Source organism: Roseburia sp. OM03-7AC (assembly GCF_003462625.1).
Taxonomy (GTDB): Bacteria; Bacillota; Clostridia; order Lachnospirales; family Lachnospiraceae; genus Roseburia_C; species Roseburia_C amylophila.
The window spans coordinates 306,330-324,134 of record NZ_QTZJ01000002.1; the positions used below are offsets into that span (position 1 = coordinate 306,330).

Sequence of the window (17,805 nt, forward strand, 5' to 3'; positions counted from 1 at the left end):
TCGCTTTTTTCGTTGAAAAAGCGACGAAAAAAGCGACGAAAAAAGTGTCGGAAAGCTATTTTATTAGATTGAGTTATCCGAACTATTCATTATTGCAGCTTGATATAGTTTAAATAGCCCCAATTAATTAAATTCATTCATTGCGTTAACATATTCCTGTAATTCATTGGTTTTGCAAGTCAATTCAGCATACAGCAGAGGACTTTCATGTGCCAGCCGGTATAGATACACAATATCATTGGGGGTATCAAGTAAGAAAGCTGAATTGCATTTTCACAACTTATAGTAAGAGACGTGTTGGCATATTTTTAATATACTTATGGCGTTCGGCAGGTGATAGTGGTCCTTATCAGGCAACGAAGTCTGTGTATATTTGAATACGATTATTCATATTAGGGATGGATTTGAAAATAAAGTGGCAATGTCTGAATCAATGTCCAAATTAATGTCCGAATTGGAAAGAGCTAGAATGCAGGTTATTTTAGGGTATTTGAATGGAAATAAAAAAATAAACAGTGTTATTGCGGCAGAATTGTTGGGCGTTGAGGTAAAGACAGCAAGTCGTTTGTTGTCAAAAGCAGAAAAGCTAGAGATTCTTAAAGGTGAGAGGAAGACAAAGAATAAAGTGTATGCTGTATTATAATACTAATTAAATTTAGGTTTTAAAGGAAGGATGAAGATATGCAAGACAAACAAAGTAAAGAGATTGTAGACAGTCAAGGAAATACTTATAAAAGTACAAGAGATAGTAAGGTTAAGCAATTTTTGAAAGATAATGTATGGAATATTTTGGGCACTGGTTTAGCTGCGTTTATTACTTTAGTAGGAACAATGAATTTGGTAATTTCAAAGAGCTTTTCTGTTTCATGCTCAAGTTTTTATGGGATAGATGGAAAGTATTTTAGTGGAACAGAAATGTTTGAAAATAAATTGATTTTTGTTCTATGTGCATTTCTTATGTTTGCTTATCCCTTCATATTTTCGTATATAAGTGAAAAAATTAACAGCAAGATATATGTGATACTGATGTTCCTTTTTACGGTGTGTATTTTGTTTGTTCAAAATATATTATATACAATTAACTTGATAGAAATTATTCCTTGGACATGGTTGAGAAAAATTGTAGATAATTATGTGACAATTATAGTGTTTTTAATTGTGGACGTAATGATAGCATATTTTATAATAATCAGGAATTTCTTTTGGAAAAATAGAAAATATAATAAAGTTGAAAAGATAGTATTATCAATAGCGTTGCTGCTATATGTTATGAATGTAGCAACAGGAATTGCAATAAAAATGGACTATGAAATTAGTGACAAGAAATCATATGAGGTTATTGAACAGAATAGAGCTATAGTATCGAATTATAATGGCAAATTTGTGGTTATGGACTGCGAAATACAAGGGGAAACGATTGTTTTAAAAAAAGGAACATATAGTTTGGAGGAGATGACAGGAGTTTCAATTACATATCATAAATATGAGAAAGTAATCTGTGAATAAAATAACCAGTCCCAACAAGTGTGTATGGAGGGACTGGTATAGGTATTAATTAAATTCATTCATAGCATCCACATAATCCTGCAATCCATTTTCCTTCATTGCAAGCTCGGCATACAGCAGAGGTGTTTCCTTTGCTAGCCGGAAAAGATACACAACATCGATCGGGTCGTCAAAAGTAACGGAGGAATTACATTCCTTACAACGGATAATAAGAACAGAATTCTCGCCGGTATTGATAATGATGGAGTCTGTGGCAGGCGCATACATACCAAATTGAAAATCAAAATTATTATTCATGGGATTCTCCTTCCCACAGATATTTTGCACCATCCAAGAGGTCAATAATAGCTGTAAGCATATTGGTGTATTCTGTTTGCAATTCCTTGATTTCATCTGAAGCAGGAAGCGTACCAGTTGATGTAAATACTTTCTGCATTTCAAGTAATTGCAGATATAGTGCATTAACAGTCTGTACAAGAGGATATATGTTTTCTTTCTTGCCGACAACGCAGATGCGATTATAGATGCAGGAACGGACAAAGTAATCTTTCTTCATCATTCCGCTGGCAAGGATGCGGGCTTCGATTTGCTTGCGTTCAGCATCACTGATTCTAAAACTTATAGTTGGGTGTTTGTGTTGATTGCTCATAGAAAAGCTCCTTTCATAGTGGGTGTGGCAGCAGGCACGAGTAAGAACCCGCAAGCCACATTTGATTATTCGCTTTTAGTAGTAAAAGTAGATTATATCTGCCATGGATTTCGTAGATGCAATATTTAATAATTGCAACTGATTTGCTACTAAAGTTTTTGAAAACGATATGAAAAGAGTAACATTAGATGAAACAGATGCGGTGGAATGCCGCATAAAATCAGCATTTTTGATTTGATGATACTTCCTTTGGGAAGAGTTTGAATAATTTTCAAAAGCTCGCAAAACCTAGTAAAATGGGCGTTTGCGAGCTTGTTTTTTGCCTTGTGGTACTATTTTGGTACTAAAGTGAACTACTATTAGAATTGTCATCTCTTTTCTTGCAATGTTTTTTTAGAGAATATTGCATAGCTATGATACTTAAAATTATACCTGTTAGTAATCCAATAAAAGCAAAGAATATTTGTACGTTTGAATGGTATCTTAATGTTATAAAGGCGGTTAGCCCGATGAAGAAGATAACATACCAATATGATTTAGATAGTTTTTTTATGCTTGCCAATTTCTCAATAATTGATGAACAACTAGAATCAAGCCAAAAGAAATAGCTGATATTTATTACAAAATAAGTAAAAGCAATAGTATACTCTTTGTTAATAAGAAAAACAATTCCATAAATAAAGCAAAGAATTAACCAAGTCCAAGATATTTCTGAAGAGGTAAGTTTGTGGTATGAAGTTATCTTGGTTATTTTGCTTATTGTAAAGAAGAAAAGCTTATGTAGTAGTCGTATAAAAAGTCCTGCTAACAATTGTAAAAATGCAAAAGCAAAGCCGCTCTCATTCAGAAATTTAGGTAGCTTTGACGAAATAGTAATATAGTAACACACAACAATTAATAATGTTAATGAAGAAATTGCTAGAAAAATAATAATGCTAGATGCATAATCTTCTATATACGGGCAATCTGCTTCGGAGTCATTAATATTAAATCTACATGCTATTTTATAGAATAAGCAATAAAAGAAAGTTGTAATAATGCAACATAAAAGAGCTGTACCAAGTAGTTGTTCAAGCATAAATAATCCTCCTTACTCTGTAACATGAGGCCATGTTATTTTCCACTCAAAATATTCATTAGGAGAAATCTCTCCACTATTTAATTTCGTTTTCATTTCACACCATTCCGAAAGGAAATCATTTACCAATCCATATTCAAAAGTTAATGCGACAGGTGAGCCTGTACTGTCATAATCATCTTCGTTGTAAGTTGGTCTGGCAGCCTCGGAAGATTTTGCAGGTGTCATTGCAGTCAGATGAATCAGGTTGCCGGGAGCTGTGTACTCTGGGAATCTTGTACCTTTTCCACGTGCCGGGAGAGATGTGGCACTTTCTTCAAGCCAGAAAAGTGTTTCAATGATATCTTCAGCAGCACCAAGGCTGTAATCAGAGATTGCCTTGTAATTGCAGCGCAAAGCATCAGCAAGCTTTAGAATCATATCTTCACCGGGAATGCGGGCACCGGTTTCATACTGGGATATGCGGACAGACATATTTTTGCCTTCAAAGCCAAGTGCACCGCCCAGCTCATCCATTGTCATTTTACGGAATACCCGTATTTTCTTTATTCTTTCACCAATTGTCATAGTGTAGTCACCTCCGTTTATCTGTCCCTGATGGACTGTTAAAGACAGTATAACACGGAAAAAATGAAAATGGAAGTTTTTCTATACAAGAACATTAGAAAAACTTCTTGACAATTCAATACCACACGGTATAGAATAATATCAATTCAATTATCTATACAATATGGTATTGAAAAAACAACTGAATGAGCGGTATCAGAAATCTAACAGGCATTTGCCATGACATTCATAGGAATCGAGCGAATGTAGACACTCCCCCAAGCGGACCGAGTACCTCGAGCAGGAGCGGGCGGTATTACAGGAGATTATCTCAGGTAAGGAGGCTGGTAGTGACATCAGCAGAACTGGTATGGAGAAACGCCAAAACAAATATTTAAAGGAAAGGTGGTGAAAGGCATGAACGAAAAGTTTTTAGAAGTAGGAGATGTGATGCAGATTCTAGGAATTTCAAGATCAGCAGCATACAAGCTTATGAGACAGATCAACAGTGAACTTGAAAAGAAGGGTTACATTGTTATCCGTGGAAAAGTAAGCAGAAAATATTTTGAAGAACGCATTTATGGTATGAGTGATGCAGGATAAGCAACAGGTAAGAAGATTGTGACAGAGGCAGGTGCAGAAGCGATACGGCTTAGGCATCTGCTTCTTCATATGGAAAGAAGGAGATGATGAATATGCCAGCTTATAAAGACAGTAAGACAGGCACCTGGTTTGTCAAATTCTATTGTAAGGACTGGACTGGGGAAAATAAACAGATAAAGAAGAGAGGATTTGCAACAAAGAGGGAAGCACTTGATTATGAGCGTAATTACAAAATACGGCAGGAGAATAATCTGGATATGACATTTGGAGAGTTCTGGAAGCTGTATACAGAGGATGTGAAAAATTATGTCAAACTCAACACATGGCTTACCAAAGAACACATGGCATGGGTCGGGGGAATGAATAATATCCGGGCTTGTGCGGAAGAGATTGTAGTAAAAAAGATTGTCTATGTGTAGAGTATAGGGCGGCTTTTTAGCTGCACTTTATCATAAAAATAATGAAATGTAAAAATATCGAGAAAAGAACATGAGTTCGATAAAAAAGCTTGCAATTATTCAGATAAATGAATATAATGATGAGGAGAACTAACGGAGGATGAATATGGATTACTTAACAACAATGGAGATGTCAAAAGAGTGGGGGATTTCTTCAAGGAGAATTGCTGTTCTTTGCGAACAAAATCGTATAAATGGAGTTATAAAAAAAGGAAAAACATGGCTTATTCCGCAAGATTCTATAAAGCCTGCAGATGCTAGAAAAAATAATCATGGTCAGCGAGGTGTATCAAAATGTTAAAAGATAAAACATTGACATATATAAGCTTGTTTAGTTGTGCAGGTGTTGGTTGCTTTGGATTTAAAAAAGCAGGATTCGAATGTATAGCAACAAATGAATTGATTGAAAGAAGAATAAATGTTCAAAAATTTAATGATAAATGTAAATTCGATTCTGGATACATCTGTGACGATATAACGACAGAAGAAACAAAAAATAAGATTTTTGCAGAAATAAAAAAATGGGAAAAGATGGGCAACGATAAAGTGGACGTTCTAATTGCAACTCCGCCTTGTCAGGGTATGTCAGTTGCTAACCATAAGAAAGCCGAAAATGAGATTATTAGAAATAGTTTAGTGGTAGAATCGGTACATTTGGTTCAAAAAATAAATCCTAGATTTTTTATTTTTGAAAATGTGGCTGCTTTTATGAAAACTGGATGTACAGCACCAGATGGTTCGGTAAAGGCAATAGGCGATGTTATATATGAAGAATTAGGCGAAAAGTATATTATCGCTAGTAGAATATTGAATTTTAAAAATTATGGTTCCAATTCATCTAGAACACGTACTGTTGTTATAGGTGTGAATAGAGAGATGGCAGAATATGTATCTCCGATAGAGTTGTATCCAGCGTATGTAGAAGAAAAAAGTCTTAGAAGTATTATCGGCAATATGCCAGAACTTGAATGGGGAGAGATTTGTTCAAGCGATTTTTACCATGCATTTAGAACATATCCAGAGAGAATGAGATGTTGGATACATGATTTGAAAGAAGGGGAGTGCGCTTTTGATAATCAAGATGAACTGAAACGTCCACATAAAATTGTGGATGGTAAAATTGTACCTAATATTCAGAAAAACGGCGATAAGTATACACGTCAATACTGGGATAAAGTTGCACCATGTATTCATACAAGAAATGATCAGCTGGCAAGCCAAAATACAGTTCATCCGAAAGAAGATAGAGTATTTTCTGTTCGTGAACTTATGAAAATTATGACTATTCCAGATGAATTTAAATGGGTAAATTTTTCTCTAGAAGAGTTAAATGCACTTCCAGAAAAGAATAAAAAAGCTTTGTTAAAAAAAGAAGAAATAAAGATAAGACAAAGTATTGGAGAAGCAGTTCCGACAAGTGTATTTTTCCAAATAGCAGAGAATATAAAAAATTTTATGGAACAAGAGCATTTTACAACTGCAATTATAAATAAAACGATAGAGAATTATAAGTTGGAAGATGCAGAGAATTTGATTAAATTTATTCAGAATAATCCGCTCAATTTAGGGAATGCATCATTAGCAAGGATTGCTGAATTAACAAATTCAAAAAGGGAAAATAATGCTGCATATTATACGAACAAGTTTATTTTGAATGAAATATTTAAGGAGTTGCCATCTATAGAGAAAGATGTGATAACTATTTTGGAACCATCCGTAGGAATAGGGAATTTCTTGCCTTTTATTTTCAAAAAATATGAGGAAACCAAAGAAGTAAATATTGATGTGGTAGATATTGATGGTCGTAACCTGGAAATATTAAGACTGTTGTTAGCTAAGCAAAAGATACCATCTAATATGAAATTGAATTTTATTCAAGCAGACACATTGTTGTATGATTTTAACAAGCATTATGATTTAGTTATTGGAAACCCTCCATTTTCAAAGTTGAAATCAAAAGATGCCGCAAAGTATCTGAAAAACAACATTAATAAAGAAACAACTAATACATTTGAGTTCTTTCTAGAAAAGGCAATGACACTATCAGATTATGTTGTTATGATAACGCCAAAAGCGGTATTAAATACCCCGGAATTCAGAAAAACTCGTGACCTGCTTGCAACTAAAAAAATTGATTGTATACAGGACTATGGGGAAAATGGTTTCAAGGGAGTGTTGGTAGAAACAATTTGTCTATTTGTTGATACAAACGAAAAGCCAAATGAAACTAAAGTGGAATCATTGACTTTGAAGAAAACCGTGGTTCAAAAGCAGAAGTATATTACAGATAAGGAATATCCATACTGGATTATTTATAGAAATGATTTTTTTGATGGTATTTCTCAAAGACTTGATTTTGATAAGTTTACGGTATTCAGAGATAGACAGATTACCAATTCCAATACAACTCAGGATAAAGGCAAAGATTGTTTAAGAGTTATTAAATCAAGAAATATAAGTGATGATGGAAAGGAAATAATTGATATTCCGGGATATGACTCTTATATAAAGAAAGACACTGTAGAAAATTTGAGTGCTTATAAATTTGTGGGAAATCAGAATGTTTATTTAACTCCGAATATGACATATAAACCAAGGGTAATGCGTAATTCTGGAAATGTAGTAGTAAATGGTTCGGTTGCAGTATTGATTCCTAAAGAAAAGATGGCATTATCAGAAAGACAAATGGAATATTTCTCTTCTGCAGAATACAGAAAGTTTTATCAAATCGCAAGAAACTATCAAACACGTTCATTAAACGTGGATGCAACAAGTGTATTTTTTTATGGGGTACTAAAGGAGTGCTGTAATGGATAATACAACAATACAAAAATTTTTAGATGAACATGATTATGATATCAGGAAAACACATAATGGGCGTTGGATAGATCAAAAATGTACAATGGATGTAGTATGCCTGGTATCTGATTGTATTGTGGAATATACCAGTAATAGAGAGGATAAGAGATTTACAGTAAATGATATCTGGTATAGTGATTATACGGTGGAAAATGTTCAACAAATTTTTAGCAAACCAAATCCTACTCAGAAAGCATCAAATGAATACGATAAGTATTTTGGACAGCCAATAAAGTTACTTGATGCGGCAGGCGTAATTCACGGTGAAAAAAGTGGAAGAGGATACACGTATTCTATCGTGAATCAAGAATTGTTAGAGTATATAAGTTTCAGAGAAAGAAATAGTTTTAACTTCTTATGTTTATATATTGAAAAAGTTCTTAAAGATAGTGGACTTTATAGAATATTTGAATACTTTTTCAGGTTACAGGATAAAAACAGTTTTAGAGAATTGAAAGATGCATATACGCAATTTACAATCAATTATACGCCGATAAATGGAGCAACAGAATGTGGTAGAATTTTTACTAAAGTGTTGAATCCATTAGCTTGTAAATATCGGAAATGTGGAACGGAAAGAGGTCATATATCAAAAGATATTATTACTCAAGATATGATTATGTATAATCAGAGAAATTGGAGAGATATTTTATCTGAGAAACCGAAAGATATGACGAGAATTGAGTATGAGATAACATTGCCGAAGCCTAGTGAAGACTGCATGACAACGTATCGTATTAATCGAGCTAAAAAGAATTTGCGTAGATTTAATGATCAGTATCGAAATGGAAAGACGGAAGTTTATGATGAAAGGCATATCAAGGATCCAGCTACACAGATGCATCATATATTTCCGGCAAGTGATTATCCTGCAATTGCAGACTATTTGGAGAACTTGATTGCTTTGACACCTACACAACATTATACATATGCTCATCCGAACAATAATACCCAATATATTGATAGAGCGTATCAATATGTGTGTTTGATCTCTAAGACAGGTACTATTAGAGATAACTTGCTAGGGAAAAATAAAGCTCCTATTATATATGATTTTTATTTGTATCAGACAGTACTGAATACGGGATTAGGAACAGAGGAATTTTATGAAATTCAAGAACTGGATTTTGATGGGCTGTTAAATTGTATTGAGAAGTATTACGTTTAAATGAGGAGAAAGTTATTTGAAGAGAAAAGAATTTAAAGAAAAATTATTTGATGCGTTAAAAAGTGATGTCGACAATATATCGTATGATGAGAAAATGATTCTAGTGAATAATTTGTTGATTGATTTTGAAAAAGAGAACGAATATTTGCGGGACACGTCAAATAAGGGGCAGAAATGGAAAGATGAAGAATTAAAAATAATATTATCAGATGCACCGTCTAAAGCTAACTGTATAAAGTATGCTAGATTATTTAAAAGAGGATATGGAAGTATCGAACAGATATATAGATGGTCAACAACTTCTCCGATAGAAATGTCAGATGAACGTAAAGAGGATAGTTTTATTTGTCAGATTAAAAAGGTAGCAAAAGAACTTGGACTTAGAGGATAAGGGGGATTTCATGGAATTAAACTGGGGGAATATTTTACATTTTAACAGTGAAAAAGACTATTATGAAGTATTAGGATTTTTATCAAAAGAAGAGGAACTTATAAGAGTATATACTGAAAATAATGATAAAGCAGGAGCATGGTCCGGGCAAGGAAGAATGTCGTTACGTAATGTGAGCATAGATTCTTTGCCGGAGGCGTTAAAGAATGCGTTTGAAACAAGCGTTGATGGAAGAATCAGCGTGACACATTATGTAAAAAATCTTAAAGAGAATCATAATTTTTCGAGAGAAATAGATCCGACAGGCAGTGATTTTACGAAAAGATTGTACAAAGAATCTTTGGAGAAAGTTTTAGAAACTGTTCCAGAAGAATATGAAAATGATTTTTATCGTGGATATCACTGGAATTGTGAGGTTATAGAAAGAATTAGAAATGCATCTAAGCATGAAATCAATTGGGATGAAGAAACCGTTCAGGAAGAGATAGTAGGGACTACTGAGGGAAAGAGAACTGTCTATTATACTACAAAATATGAGCGTAGCTCTAAGAATAGAGAGGCAGCAATACGAATTCATGGAACGAAATGCATGATTTGTGGATTTGATTTTGGACAAAAATATGGTGAGTTGGGAAAAGGTTATATTGAAGTCCATCATATAAAACCTTTAGCAACATTAGAGCAAGAAGTAGTTATAAATCCGGAGACAGATTTAATATGCGTATGTGCAAATTGCCATAGAATGTTGCATAGATTTAAAAATTATATTGTTACAGTAGAAGAATTGAAGTATATTGTAGATGATAATAAATGATTATTGCTTTGCAAGGAAAGGGATATAATGGGAAAATTGGTTTTTGGAAAAAACGGACAGGTTCATTTTAATAACGAAAATGAAAAACAAGAAGCGATAGAATATCTGTTAACATCTGATAATGTTGATTTTGATGTCCATGAGGATAATCAAGAGCAAGGGGCTTGGGGACCAGAAGAAAGGATTCATTTCAAAAGTGGAGAAGGTGTACCAGATTGTTTAAAACGTTTGATGACGGCGGGAAGACCAGGACTTTATGGAAGAATTAATTGTAAAGAATTTTGTGAAGAATTACGGAAAGAAGCGAAAAGACGAAAACATAAATAATATTGTCATATAATGATTGGAAAAAATACAATATACCACTTATAGAATCAAAAACTTGACTTTTGATTCTATAAGTGGTATTATTCTGTATAAGGAACAAAGAAAGAAGAGTTTTGAGATGAAACAAATGGGTCAAGCATTCCATCCATCAATGTTGCCAATTGATTCAGAACTTATAAAAACAGATATTTTTTTGGATGAATTGATTGATGCATCGACTAGTTTGGAAGTATATAAAGAAAAAATAAAAGATAGCAAATTGGATAGGGCGTGGTTTTTGCCAACATTACAGCAAAAAGAGGCATTAGCCTCGTCTATGATTGAGGGAACGCAGGCTACCTTAGATGGCGTTTTAGTAAATAGGGTAGTACCAGATAAAAAAGATGTTGATATTCAGGAAGTTTTAAACTATGATGCTGCTACAGAATATGGTTATCGATATTTAAAAAGAGGAGATTTTGACAAGGAGTTTATATTAGACTTGCATAAAATACTTCTTAGTGGAAAAGTACGAAAACAAACCGATCAAATAGGTGAATTTAGAACTCATCAGAATTATGTCGGGACAATGGGCAGAAAACGTGAGATTACATACACACCTCCAGAACCAGAGATGGTTGAAAAGTTGATTGATAATTTAATCGAATATATAGAAAAACCAAAAGATAATTATCGGTCTTTAGTTAGAATTGCAATTATTCATGCACAATTTGAAACGATTCATCCGTTTATGGATGGCAATGGACGTGTGGGAAGAATTTTGATTCCATTATATCTCTATTATGTTGAGCAGATTGATATGCCTTGCTTTTTTGTTAGTGAGGCTCTTGAGAGAGATAAATTAAAATATTATACGTTGTTGAACAACATTAGAAATAAAAACGAATGGTCCGAATGGATTAAATTCTTTTTAGTAACTGTAAAAAATCAATGCGATAAATATATACGTATGATATCAGACATTAATTTATTGTATGAAAAAGATTTAGAAAAAGCGTCGGGATTAGTTCGCACAGGAAATATGAGAACACTTATTAACTTGCTTTATAAGTATCCAATTGTAAATTCATCGACTATCGCTCAATGTTCGGATATTCCATCTGCAACAATTAACAGATATTTGAATGTTTTGGTAGATGCAGACATTTTATATACAGATGATAAAAGTAGAAATAGAACATATTTTTATTATGATTTATTGAATATTTTACGAGAATAGGGGGAAAGGGGGGAATAAATAATTAGCTGAAAGCAGGATTTGACAAAAAATGGATTGAGGGGCAACTCAATCCAAAGTATTGTTAATGACCAATAGATGATTAACAATATTACACACATTTACTATATCATCTATTAATCCTGTTTGCAATCCGAAACAGAAGTTCGATTGATTCACAAATAGGTCATTTTTGTTTCAATATAGAGAAAATTATTATAAAGGAGCAAATAGATGAGAAAAAAAGAATTAAGGCAACAAGATATACTGAAATTGATAGAGGGATTGGATATCTCTCCGACCATGTATAAAAATGCAACAGAAAAATATAAGGCAGTTGGTACATATCTACAAAATCAAGGACTTACTTGTGATATTTTTCCGCAAGGTTCGTTCAGCTTAGGTACTGTAGTTCGTCCTTATCGGGAATCTAAGGAAGCAGATTATGATTTAGATTTTATTTGTTGTCTTGGAGATAAGAAGGAAACAACAACTGCAAAATATGTAAAAAATGTTGTGAAAGAAACTTTATGTAATTCCGAAGTATATAGAGAAAAACTTCAAAATATTGAATGGGATAAATGTTGGACCTTAGAGTATGCAGAAGTGAACGGTATAGGCTTTAACATTGATATTGTGCCGGGTGTTTCGGAATCAAATGATATTATACAGTTGATGGTAGGTAATAACTTATCGCAGGATAATGCAGAGTTGGCGGTTGCAATTACTGATAAAAGGAAACAAAATTATTTTTGGCTTACGAGTAATCCAAGAGCCTATAAAAACTGGTTTGAATCGATAAATAAACCTTTTTTAGAGTTTGATCGAATAAATAAGCGAAAGGTCCTTTTTGAAAAAAGTAGAACAGTTTACAATAGTATTGAGGAAATTCCAGAAGGACTAGAACGTTCAGCATTACAGAGGGTTATACAGATTTTAAAACATCATAGGGATGTTTATTATTGTAGAATAAAAAAAGAAAATCTCAAACCAACATCGGCAATAATAACAACTATTTGTGCAGAAATCGCAAGTGGTATGAATCCATCGTTAAATGTCTTTGAATTACTTCAGGCAATAGCAGACGACTTTGAGATCTATTCTGCTAACCAAACCATGACAGAAGAAGCGTTTTCTAGACAATATGAGACTAAAAAGGTTATTCGAAAAAGTAATGGAAAATGGCAAATTATAAATCCGGTAAACCCAAATGATAATTTAGCTGATTCTTGGAACATTAATCCAGAAAAAGCAGAACTATTTTTTAAATGGGTAAAAGCAATGAAAAAAGATTATGTAGATTCGTTACAGATAGAAGATAATGATTTTGTAGCATTGCTTGAAAACAATTTTGGAAGGGATTATGTGAAGAAAAGTATTAACTTAAACGAATATGCAAATGTTGTGCCGACTATCATCAAAAACACACCAAAACCATGGAGAAAATAACTATGGGAATTGATGATTTAAATGTTGAAATGATAAAAGAAAAATATCCACAGTTAAAGATGACGAAAGATAGGAATTCGTATATTTGTTCTGGAGAATTTATTTTAAATCATTGTTTTAAGGATGTTCGCATGACTGGAAAATTTGAATTAGAAATTGGTGTGCCGGAGGAGTTTCCCCTGGCACTTCCGAAAGTAAAAGAGGTGTCCCATTGTATTGATCGAAATTATCCGCATATATATCCAGATGGACAATTTTGCCTAGCATCTGATTTGGAATTAAAAATATTTTTTTCACAAAATGCAGATATATGTTCTTTCATAGATCAATATATAATTCCATATTTATACACATATCGGTTTTACGAGGAATATGGTGTGTATCCATATGGAGAACGTTCGCATGGAATAATAGGAGATTTAGAGTATTTGAAAGATTTGTTTAGAGCGGATGATTGGAGACAAGTTTTTAATATTATACTATTTGTAGTGCAATCGCCATATAGAGGACATCTATTATGTCCATGTGGAAGTGGAAAGCGAATAAGAAATTGTCATGGAGATATTTTGAAAAGAGTGATAAATGCTGGACTTCAAAATGATTGTAAAAAAATTTTATTAGAGATTAAAGAAAATGTGACAGAAAGGTAAACCATGGATAATGTAGTTAAACAGTTAAAACAATTTAAAACTGATGCGATATATGAGAAAAAAAAGCATTACAATGCAGCAGAAAGAAAACGTAAATGTTATAAATGGATATCAATTATTCAAATTATTTTAAATGCAGTTGCAGGAACAACATTGTTTACAATCGTGTTTGGAGAAGGTAGTAATACAGCTGAAATCTTTGCACTTGTTTTTACTATAGGCGCAACTATATTGGCAAGTATACAAAAAATTTGTGATTACGAAAATCAAGCCCAGGGAAATGCAAAAGCAGCAGATATGTACTTGAGAATTAGTAAACGAATTAATTTAATTTTAAATTTTATTAAAGATAATGCATTAACAGAAAATGAAATACTGGAAAAAGCGGAAGAGATTCAAGCTGAAATAAGTCATGCAAATGAGTTAGGATCTCAATTTCCTACTAGTAGAAGAGACTACGAGCGGGCACAAGAGGGAATAAAAAACGGTGAAGAAAATTATACTAATGAGGAATTGAATCTTTGGGAATAGGATAATTTCGAAGGTATGAGGTGATTTGTATAGATGAAATAATGATTGTAAAATGGTTATATTCTAAGTATAATAAAATTGGCGACAAATTGGCAACAGAAAATCAGTGAGCCAAAATAATATATGCAACAGAAATAAAATACCGGCGAAAAAGATACGAAACCTAAACAAATATATTTAAGAATATCTTTGGACTTGCCGAGTTTGAATAGTAAACTGTAAATTAGCAAACTCTATTATCCTGAAATTAGTAAACTTCATTATCCCGTCATAGGTAGAGTCCTAAACATATTTTTTGGTATGTTTGGGGCTCTTTTTTTAATGGAGAAAGGGGGTATCCATTCATTGATATGTACCCTCCTTACTGGTTGTCCAGTAAAGAGGGTACATATCATCCGTATGGCAGGATCATCAGGGGATTTTGTCAAAGTTCACAAAAATATTATAAATATTTTATTAAATATTCCAGATAGACAACATATATTTTTTCTGATACTATTACATGCAGTTATTAAATAGTTACGAATCAGAAGGATTGTTACTGAAATATTTATTTATCGTCAGGCAAGACCTTATAGTAGTATAGGAATAGGTTTTCTATATACTGTAATGGCCTTTTTTTATTTGTCTGGCAGCGGGGGAACAGGAATATGGTTATCTATAAGATTTTGAATAATAATCTGATACTGTCCAGGGATGGACAGGGACATGAAGTTATTGTAAAGGGCTGCGGAATTGCCTTTCAGAAAAAGAAAGGACAGCAAGTGGAGGAGTCCAGGATCGAGAAGATCTTTACTGCGGAAAATGCCCAGATCAGCAAGGAGATACAGGGTTATCTGACTGCTATTCCGGAAAAATATCTGGATTTTGTGGGAGCTTTTGTAAATGAAGTGAAGGAAAAAGAGGGGATGAAATTAAATGACAGTATTTATTTTTCCCTTAGCGACCATATCATGGGTGCGATCTCCAGACTTGAAAACGGGATCCGTCTTCAGAATATGCTGCTTCTGGATATCAAGCAGCTTTATCATAAGGAATATGAGATCGGCTTGGAATTACTGAAAAAGGTAAATGAGATGTTCGAGGTAGATCTTTCTGCAGATGAAGCAGGATTTTTTGCATTACATTTTGTGAATGCGGAAGATGGCGGCAAGACGGACAGCTATCAGATTTCCATTATCGTACATCAGATCCTGGACATCGTGGAGAAGTATTATGACAATATGGAATTTCAGGAGGATAATCTGTATTATCAGCGGTTTCTCACGCATCTGAAATATTTTGCCCAGAGATTCCTTCATAAAGAGCTTCACTATGATGAGAATCAGGAACTTTTCAAGATTATCAAGGAGCAGTACAGAGAAGCTTACGGCTGTGTAAAAATGATCTATCTTATGATGGAAGAGGAATATAAATACGCTATGACTGAGGACGAAATGCTGTATCTGACGATTCATATCCAGAAGATCACAGAAGACCATAAACGTCTGAAAAATCTGTGAAAAGAGATTGTTTTATAAATTAGGTGTTAATGGATTGTTACTGAAATACGTGCCATGTGCGTATCTTTTCAGGCAAGACCTTTAATATAAATTTCAATATTTATTATTAAAGGAGGTCCCCAAATGAAAAAGGACTATGCAAAAACTGCAGACACACTGATTGCAGCGCTGGGCGGAAAAGATAATATCACCCGTCTGTTCCACTGCATGACAAGGCTTCGTTTCTATGTGAAAGACAGATCGAAGATCAATGAGAAAGAGATTTTAAAGCTTTCTGAGATCTCCGGCGTTAACTGGCATGAAGATCAGTTCCAGGTTATCGCAGGAAACGAAGTAAACGCTGTTTACAAGGCATTGGAAGACAAAGGCGTTCCTACCGATGATGCACCGGCAGCGAACTCTGACAGCTCAAAGAGTGTTGTTTCAAAAGTTATCGATGCCATCACCGGATGTATGACCCCGATGATCCCTGCCCTGACTGCAGCCGGTATGATCAAAGTTGTACTTACCCTGCTGACAACTTTTCATCTGGTATCAGAAACAAGCAGTACCTACCAGGTGATCAGTTTTATCGGAGATGTTACTTTCTACTTCATGCCGTTCCTGATCGCAGCAAATGCTGCCAAGGTTTTCCGCGTGAACCAGTCACTGGCGCTGTTTATTGCCGGTGTTTACTTAAGCCCTACCTTTGTAACTATGGTAGCTGGTGATGCGGCCATCACACTGTTTGGTCTGCCGATTACAAAAGCAACTTATTCTTATTCCGTTATTCCGGTTATCCTGATGGTATGGATCACACATTATATTGAGATTCTGGTTGATAAGATCACACCAAAAATGGTAAAACTGATCCTGAACCCGACACTGGTAATTCTGATCAGTGCACCGATCGCCCTGATCGTAGTTGGACCGATCGGAACAATTATTGGTAACGGACTTGCGGTAGCCATCAACTTCCTGTCCGTAAAACTTGGTTTCATTATTGTAGGTATCCTTGCAGCAACCTTCCCGTTCATCGTTATGACCGGTATGCACCATGCGCTGACACCGATCGGACTGAATGCCATTGCAACCGGTGGTAGCGATACACTGATCTTTGTATCTCAGGTATGCTCTAACCTTGCACAGTCCGGAGCTTCTCTTGCAGTAGCTGTAAGATCCAAGGACAGCAACATGAAACAGCTGGCAAGTGCAGCCGGTGTTTCCGCTCTTATGGGTATCACAGAGCCTGCTCTGTATGGTGTTACACTGAAACTGAAAAGACCGGTTGTAGCAGCTTCCATCGCAGCCGGAATCGGTGGTATCGTAGGAGGACTTCTTCAGGTTTCTCTTTACATTGCACAGAATTGTATCATGGCGATCCCGGCGTTTATCGGCGAGAAGGGATTAAGCAATCTGATTTATGGAATCATTATGATCGTGGTATCTTTTGTAGCTGCTTTTGTTCTTACACTTATCTTCGGATTTGAGGATGTAAAGGCTGAGACAGAGGATGAAGTACAGAACACAGATACAGAAAAACAGCCAGTACAGCAGAACGCTCCGCTTGTAGATAAGATCGAGCTTTGTGCACCGGTAGCAGGAACTGTAAAAGCACTTTCCGATGTTCCGGATAAAACTTTTGCTGATAAGGTTTTAGGTGACGGAGCAGCGATCGTTCCATCAGAAGGAAAGGTTTATGCACCGGCAGATGGTACGGTGGCAAATATCATGGAGAGCAAACATGGAATCATGTTTGTGACAGAAAGTGGAGTAGAAATTCTGATTCACATCGGACTTGATACTGTAAATTTAAATGGTAAATATTTTAAATCCCATGTTTCTGAGGGAGATAAGGTAAAAAAAGGAAAGCTTCTTGTGGAATTCGATATGGATGCCATTAAGAAAGAAGGATATGATCTGATCACACCGGTTGTTGTGACCAATATTTCTGATTATATCAAAGCAGTATGCATGGAAAAAGAAGATGCAGCTGTAAATGCAGGAGATAAATTTCTGACTATTGTATAAGAATAACAACGAAACATCAGGCGGAGATAACAGATCCGCCTGATATTT

The 17,805-nt window shown here is 34.5% G+C and carries 20 protein-coding genes; 16 read left to right on the forward strand and 4 right to left on the reverse strand.

Going from position 1 to position 17,805, the window contains the following annotated elements; all coding sequences use genetic code 11:
- The first annotated feature begins 373 nt into the window (after positions 1-373).
- Positions 374-643 (forward strand): hypothetical protein, encoded by a 270-nt coding sequence (locus tag DXB39_RS07775; protein ID WP_243005999.1) that lies wholly within the window; start codon positions 374-376, stop codon positions 641-643.
- 38 nt (positions 644-681) lie between these two features.
- On the forward strand, positions 682-1,506 hold the full coding sequence (locus DXB39_RS07780; protein ID WP_117841290.1) for a hypothetical protein: 825 nt from the start codon (positions 682-684) through the stop codon (positions 1,504-1,506).
- Between the two features lie 45 nt (positions 1,507-1,551).
- Here DXB39_RS07780 and DXB39_RS07785 read toward each other — a convergent pair whose 3' ends face one another.
- The 4 genes from DXB39_RS07785 to DXB39_RS07800 all read right to left on the reverse strand — a co-directional run bounded on the left by DXB39_RS07785 (position 1,552) and on the right by DXB39_RS07800 (position 3,800).
- Positions 1,552-1,803 carry a hypothetical protein gene (locus tag DXB39_RS07785; protein ID WP_117841289.1) on the reverse strand — a complete coding sequence of 84 codons (252 nt, stop codon included), beginning with the start codon at positions 1,801-1,803 and terminating at the stop codon, positions 1,552-1,554.
- Positions 1,796-2,155 carry a plasmid mobilization protein gene (locus tag DXB39_RS07790; RefSeq protein WP_117841288.1) on the reverse strand — a complete coding sequence of 120 codons (360 nt, stop codon included), beginning with the start codon at positions 2,153-2,155 and terminating at the stop codon, positions 1,796-1,798. The genes DXB39_RS07785 and DXB39_RS07790 overlap by 8 nt, the downstream gene beginning before the upstream one ends.
- 343 nt (positions 2,156-2,498) lie before the next feature.
- Positions 2,499-3,233, reverse strand: coding sequence for a hypothetical protein (locus tag DXB39_RS07795; RefSeq protein WP_117841287.1), 735 nt, complete (start codon positions 3,231-3,233; stop codon positions 2,499-2,501).
- A gap of 12 nt (positions 3,234-3,245) precedes the next feature.
- On the reverse strand, positions 3,246-3,800 hold the full coding sequence (locus tag DXB39_RS07800) for a helix-turn-helix domain-containing protein (RefSeq protein WP_117841286.1): 555 nt from the start codon (positions 3,798-3,800) through the stop codon (positions 3,246-3,248).
- A gap of 396 nt (positions 3,801-4,196) precedes the next feature.
- On the opposite strand from DXB39_RS07800, the gene DXB39_RS07805 reads away from it, so the two are divergent.
- The 14 genes from DXB39_RS07805 to DXB39_RS07870 all read left to right on the forward strand — a co-directional run bounded on the left by DXB39_RS07805 (position 4,197) and on the right by DXB39_RS07870 (position 17,757).
- Positions 4,197-4,382: an AlpA family phage regulatory protein gene (locus tag DXB39_RS07805; RefSeq protein WP_015560978.1), complete on the forward strand. Its 186-nt coding sequence runs from the start codon at positions 4,197-4,199 to the stop codon at positions 4,380-4,382.
- Between the two features lie 92 nt (positions 4,383-4,474).
- Entirely contained in the window at positions 4,475-4,801 is a 327-nt protein-coding gene (locus DXB39_RS07810; protein ID WP_243005998.1) for an Arm DNA-binding domain-containing protein, read from the forward strand.
- Positions 4,802-4,946: 145 nt separating this feature from the next.
- Positions 4,947-5,141: a hypothetical protein gene (locus tag DXB39_RS07815; protein ID WP_055155803.1), complete on the forward strand. Its 195-nt coding sequence runs from the start codon at positions 4,947-4,949 to the stop codon at positions 5,139-5,141.
- The gene (locus DXB39_RS07820) at positions 5,135-7,657 is read left to right on the forward strand and encodes a DNA cytosine methyltransferase (protein WP_117841285.1); all 2,523 of its coding nucleotides are present in this window, start codon (positions 5,135-5,137) and stop codon (positions 7,655-7,657) included. Before DXB39_RS07815 ends, DXB39_RS07820 begins: the two co-directional genes overlap by 7 nt.
- Positions 7,650-8,867 carry a hypothetical protein gene (locus DXB39_RS07825; RefSeq protein ID WP_055155754.1) on the forward strand — a complete coding sequence of 406 codons (1,218 nt, stop codon included), beginning with the start codon at positions 7,650-7,652 and terminating at the stop codon, positions 8,865-8,867. Before DXB39_RS07820 ends, DXB39_RS07825 begins: the two co-directional genes overlap by 8 nt.
- A 16-nt stretch (positions 8,868-8,883) precedes the next feature.
- Positions 8,884-9,258 carry a hypothetical protein gene (locus DXB39_RS07830; protein ID WP_117841284.1) on the forward strand — a complete coding sequence of 125 codons (375 nt, stop codon included), beginning with the start codon at positions 8,884-8,886 and terminating at the stop codon, positions 9,256-9,258.
- Positions 9,259-9,268: 10 nt separating this feature from the next.
- On the forward strand, positions 9,269-10,072 hold the full coding sequence (locus DXB39_RS07835) for an HNH endonuclease (protein WP_199535126.1): 804 nt from the start codon (positions 9,269-9,271) through the stop codon (positions 10,070-10,072).
- A gap of 27 nt (positions 10,073-10,099) precedes the next feature.
- Positions 10,100-10,399, forward strand: coding sequence for a hypothetical protein (locus DXB39_RS07840; protein ID WP_117841283.1), 300 nt, complete (start codon positions 10,100-10,102; stop codon positions 10,397-10,399).
- Positions 10,400-10,517: 118 nt separating this feature from the next.
- Positions 10,518-11,618, forward strand: a complete 1,101-nt coding sequence (locus DXB39_RS07845; RefSeq protein WP_117841282.1) for a Fic family protein — start codon at positions 10,518-10,520, stop codon at positions 11,616-11,618.
- Between the two features lie 231 nt (positions 11,619-11,849).
- Positions 11,850-13,064, forward strand: coding sequence for a nucleotidyltransferase domain-containing protein (locus DXB39_RS07850; RefSeq protein ID WP_117841281.1), 1,215 nt, complete (start codon positions 11,850-11,852; stop codon positions 13,062-13,064).
- A 2-nt stretch (positions 13,065-13,066) separates the two neighbouring features.
- The gene (locus tag DXB39_RS07855) at positions 13,067-13,714 is read left to right on the forward strand and encodes a hypothetical protein (RefSeq protein WP_117841280.1); all 648 of its coding nucleotides are present in this window, start codon (positions 13,067-13,069) and stop codon (positions 13,712-13,714) included.
- A gap of 3 nt (positions 13,715-13,717) precedes the next feature.
- Entirely contained in the window at positions 13,718-14,245 is a 528-nt protein-coding gene (locus DXB39_RS07860) for an SLATT domain-containing protein (RefSeq protein WP_117841279.1), read from the forward strand.
- Between the two features lie 650 nt (positions 14,246-14,895).
- A complete protein-coding gene (locus tag DXB39_RS07865; protein WP_117841278.1) occupies positions 14,896-15,747 on the forward strand; it encodes a PRD domain-containing protein in 852 nt (283 codons plus the stop codon).
- Positions 15,748-15,870: 123 nt separating this feature from the next.
- Positions 15,871-17,757 (forward strand): beta-glucoside-specific PTS transporter subunit IIABC, encoded by a 1,887-nt coding sequence (locus tag DXB39_RS07870; protein WP_117841277.1) that lies wholly within the window; start codon positions 15,871-15,873, stop codon positions 17,755-17,757.
- The last annotated feature ends 48 nt before the right edge of the window (positions 17,758-17,805 follow it).

What these genes read in the sequence shown, in the direction of transcription:
- DXB39_RS07860 (WP_117841279.1), top strand. Translation starts at nt 13,718, where the DNA reads ATGGATAATGTAGTTAAACAGTTAAAACAATTTAAAACTGATGCGATA.
- DXB39_RS07790 (WP_117841288.1), bottom strand. Translation starts at nt 2,155, where the DNA reads ATGAGCAATCAACACAAACACCCAACTATAAGTTTTAGAATCAGTGAT.
- DXB39_RS07850 (WP_117841281.1), top strand. Translation starts at nt 11,850, where the DNA reads ATGAGAAAAAAAGAATTAAGGCAACAAGATATACTGAAATTGATAGAG.
- DXB39_RS07825 (WP_055155754.1), top strand. Translation starts at nt 7,650, where the DNA reads ATGGATAATACAACAATACAAAAATTTTTAGATGAACATGATTATGAT.
- DXB39_RS07855 (WP_117841280.1), top strand. Translation starts at nt 13,067, where the DNA reads ATGGGAATTGATGATTTAAATGTTGAAATGATAAAAGAAAAATATCCA.
- DXB39_RS07800 (WP_117841286.1), bottom strand. Translation starts at nt 3,800, where the DNA reads ATGACAATTGGTGAAAGAATAAAGAAAATACGGGTATTCCGTAAAATG.
- DXB39_RS07780 (WP_117841290.1), top strand. Translation starts at nt 682, where the DNA reads ATGCAAGACAAACAAAGTAAAGAGATTGTAGACAGTCAAGGAAATACT.
- DXB39_RS07870 (WP_117841277.1), top strand. Translation starts at nt 15,871, where the DNA reads ATGAAAAAGGACTATGCAAAAACTGCAGACACACTGATTGCAGCGCTG.
- DXB39_RS07835 (WP_199535126.1), top strand. Translation starts at nt 9,269, where the DNA reads ATGGAATTAAACTGGGGGAATATTTTACATTTTAACAGTGAAAAAGAC.
- DXB39_RS07810 (WP_243005998.1), top strand. Translation starts at nt 4,475, where the DNA reads ATGCCAGCTTATAAAGACAGTAAGACAGGCACCTGGTTTGTCAAATTC.
- DXB39_RS07815 (WP_055155803.1), top strand. Translation starts at nt 4,947, where the DNA reads ATGGATTACTTAACAACAATGGAGATGTCAAAAGAGTGGGGGATTTCT.
- DXB39_RS07845 (WP_117841282.1), top strand. Translation starts at nt 10,518, where the DNA reads ATGAAACAAATGGGTCAAGCATTCCATCCATCAATGTTGCCAATTGAT.
- DXB39_RS07805 (WP_015560978.1), top strand. Translation starts at nt 4,197, where the DNA reads ATGAACGAAAAGTTTTTAGAAGTAGGAGATGTGATGCAGATTCTAGGA.
- DXB39_RS07820 (WP_117841285.1), top strand. Translation starts at nt 5,135, where the DNA reads ATGTTAAAAGATAAAACATTGACATATATAAGCTTGTTTAGTTGTGCA.
- DXB39_RS07840 (WP_117841283.1), top strand. Translation starts at nt 10,100, where the DNA reads ATGGGAAAATTGGTTTTTGGAAAAAACGGACAGGTTCATTTTAATAAC.
- DXB39_RS07785 (WP_117841289.1), bottom strand. Translation starts at nt 1,803, where the DNA reads ATGAATAATAATTTTGATTTTCAATTTGGTATGTATGCGCCTGCCACA.
- DXB39_RS07795 (WP_117841287.1), bottom strand. Translation starts at nt 3,233, where the DNA reads ATGCTTGAACAACTACTTGGTACAGCTCTTTTATGTTGCATTATTACA.
- DXB39_RS07865 (WP_117841278.1), top strand. Translation starts at nt 14,896, where the DNA reads ATGGTTATCTATAAGATTTTGAATAATAATCTGATACTGTCCAGGGAT.